This window comes from Corynebacterium sp. 335C (assembly GCF_053525695.1).
Genome location: NZ_JASTTB010000004.1, coordinates 2499 through 5506 on the forward strand (window position 1 = coordinate 2499; position 3008 = coordinate 5506).

The 3008-nt window shown below is 56.9% G+C and carries 1 rRNA gene and 1 other annotated feature (1 of these 2 only partly in view); the gene reads left to right on the forward strand.

The features are described from left to right. Positions 1–2729 (forward strand) — a sequence feature (mutual gap in cmsearch alignment for this rRNA model is longer than 100) (it extends 453 nt beyond the left edge of the window). Positions 2730–2876: 147 nt separating this feature from the next. Next, positions 2877–2993 (forward strand): 5S ribosomal RNA (gene rrf / locus QQS41_RS11675). Positions 2994–3008: the final 15 nt, after the last annotated feature.

A 3008-nucleotide genomic window follows, 5' to 3' on the forward strand; every position in this document is an offset into this window, starting at 1 on the left:
CTGGTGTGTTGCGTGTTAGTGGAAGTGGTGTGGAATCGCCCGCCGTAGACGGTGAGAGCCCGGTACGCGAAAGCATGTGGGCACTGGTGGCACGTATTTTCCCCGAGTAGCAGCGGGCCCGTGAAATCTGCTGTGAATCCGCCGGGACCACCCGGTAAGCCTGAATACCTTCCGTGACCGATAGCGGATAGTACCGTGAGGGAATGGTGAAAAGTACCCCGGGAGGGGAGTGAAATAGTACCTGAAACCGTGTGCTGACAATCCGTCAGAGCCTCCTGGTGGGGTGATGGCGTGCCTTTTGAAGAATGAGCCTGCGAGTCAGCGGCATGTCGCGAGGTTAACCGGTTGTCGGGTAGCCGTAGCGAAAGCGAATCCTAACTAGGGTGAGTCAGTGGCATGTCCTGGACCCGAAGCGGGGTGATCTACCCATGGCCAGTGTGAAGCGACGGTAAGACGTCGTGGAGGCGCGAACCCACTTAGGTTGAAAACTGAGGGGATGAGTTGTGGGTAGGGGTGAAAGGCCAATCAAACTCCGTGATAGCTGGTTCTCCCCGAAATGCATTTAGGTGCAGCGTCGTGTGTTTCCTCCTGGAGGTAGAGCTACTGGTTGGTTTAGCGGGACCATCATCTTAGCGACATCAGCCAAACTCCGAATGCCGGTGAGGTGAGAGCACGGCAGTGAGACTGCGGGTGATAAGATTCGTAGTCGAGAGGGAAACAGCCCAGATCGCCGGCTAAGGCCCCTAAGGGTATGCTAAGTGGAAAAGGATGTGGGATCGCGAAGACAACCAGGAGGTTGGCTTAGAAGCAGCCACCCTTGAAAGAGTGCGTAATAGCTCACTGGTCGAGTGGTCCTGCGCCGACAATGTAGTGGGGCTCAAGCATACCGCCGAAGCCGCGGCAGTCACTTTGTGTGGCTGGGTAGGGGAGCGTCGCGTACTGCTGTGAAGCGGTGGGGTAACCCGACTGTGGAGCGTGCGCGAGTGAGAATGCAGGCATGAGTAGCGAATGAGGAGTGGAAAACTCCTCCGCCGAATGACCAAGGGTTCCTGGGCCAGGTTAATCCTCCCAGGGTGAGTCGGGACCTAAGGCGAGGCCGACAGGCGTAGTCGATGGACAACGGGTTGATATTCCCGTACCCGTGGCATGTACGACCAATGGTGAATCAGTGATACTAACCCTCCTGATGCTTCCATGATCCGGCCTTCGGGCTGGTGTTGGTTGCTGATGCAGGGGACCTGAGCTGGTAGTAGCCACGTGATGGGGTGACGCAGGAAGGTAGCCGTGCCACCTGATGGAATAGGTGGTGTAAGCGTGTAGCCCGCAGCCCAGGCAAATCCGGGTTGCTGTGGGGGTGAGACGTGATGCGTACCCGTTGTGGGGAAGTTGGTGATCCTATGCTGCCGAGAAAAGCCTCTAGCGAGGGATGTCACGGCCCGTACCCCAAACCGACACAGGTGGTCAGGTAGAGAATACTAAGGCGATCGGGATAACTGCGGTTAAGGAACTCGGCAAATTGCCCCCGTAACTTCGGGAGAAGGGGGGCCGCCGACTGTCGCCGGGACGTGCTCCTGGCCGGCGGTTGGTGGTCGCAGAGAATAGAGGGAAGCGACTGTTTACTAAAAACACAGGTCCGTGCGAAGACGGTAAGTCGATGTATACGGACTGACGCCTGCCCGGTGCTGGAAGGTTAAGAGGACCTGTTAGACCTTTTTGGTCGAAGCGGAGAATTTAAGCCCCAGTAAACGGCGGTGGTAACTATAACCATCCTAAGGTAGCGAAATTCCTTGTCGGGTAAGTTCCGACCTGCACGAATGGCGTAACGACTTCCCTGCTGTCTCAACCGCAGACCCGGCGAAATTGCAGTACGAGTAAAGATGCTCGTTACGCGCGGCAGGACGAAAAGACCCCGGGACCTTCACTATAGCTTGGCATTGGTGTTCGGTTCGGTTTGTGTAGGATAGGTGGGAGACTGTGAAGCGGCCACGCCAGTGGTTGTGGAGTCGTTGTTGAAATACCACTCTGATCGGATTGGATGTCTAACCTCGGCCCGTTATCCGGGTCAGGGACAGTGCCTGGTGGGTAGTTTAACTGGGGCGGTTGCCTCCCAAAGAGTAACGGAGGCGCCCAAAGGTTCCCTCAGCCTGGTTGGCAATCAGGTGTTGAGTGTAAGTGCACAAGGGAGCTTGACTGTGAGACTGACAGGTCGAGCAGGGACGAAAGTCGGGACTAGTGATCCGGCACTGGCTTGTGGAAGCGGTGTCGCTCAACGGATAAAAGGTACCCCGGGGATAACAGGCTGATCTTCCCCAAGAGTCCATATCGACGGGATGGTTTGGCACCTCGATGTCGGCTCGTCGCATCCTGGGGCTGGAGTAGGTCCCAAGGGTTGGGCTGTTCGCCCATTAAAGCGGCACGCGAGCTGGGTTTAGAACGTCGTGAGACAGTTCGGTCTCTATCCGCCGCGCGCGTGGAAACTTGTGGAAGGCTGTCCCTAGTACGAGAGGACCGGGACGGACGTACCTCTGGTGTGCCAGTTGTTCCGCCAGGAGCAGGGCTGGTTGGCTACGTACGGAAGGGATAACCGCTGAAAGCATCTAAGCGGGAAGCCTGTTCCGAGATGAGGTTTCTTTTGAGGTCCCCTGTAGATGACGGGGTTGATAGGCCGGATCTGTAAGCGTTGTGAGGCGTTGAGGTGACCGGTACTAATAGACCGATGAACACAAACACCATTGCTTGTGTGTGGTGTGGTTGTGCCACGCAGAAGTAACAGTTGTTCGCGTCCATTGCCCAGTATCTGGGACAGCACCCCCCACCCCGATTGTGTGGTGGGTGGCGTGCACGCCACCTGTGATGGTGGTGTGTCCTTGGTTTTTGTCGGTGGCAATAGCGGCGGGGTCACGCCCGGTCCCATTCCGAACCCGGAAGCTAAGCCTGCCAGCGCCGATGGTACTGCACTCGGGAGGGTGTGGGAGAGTAGGTCACCGCCGACAATTTAAATTTCATGT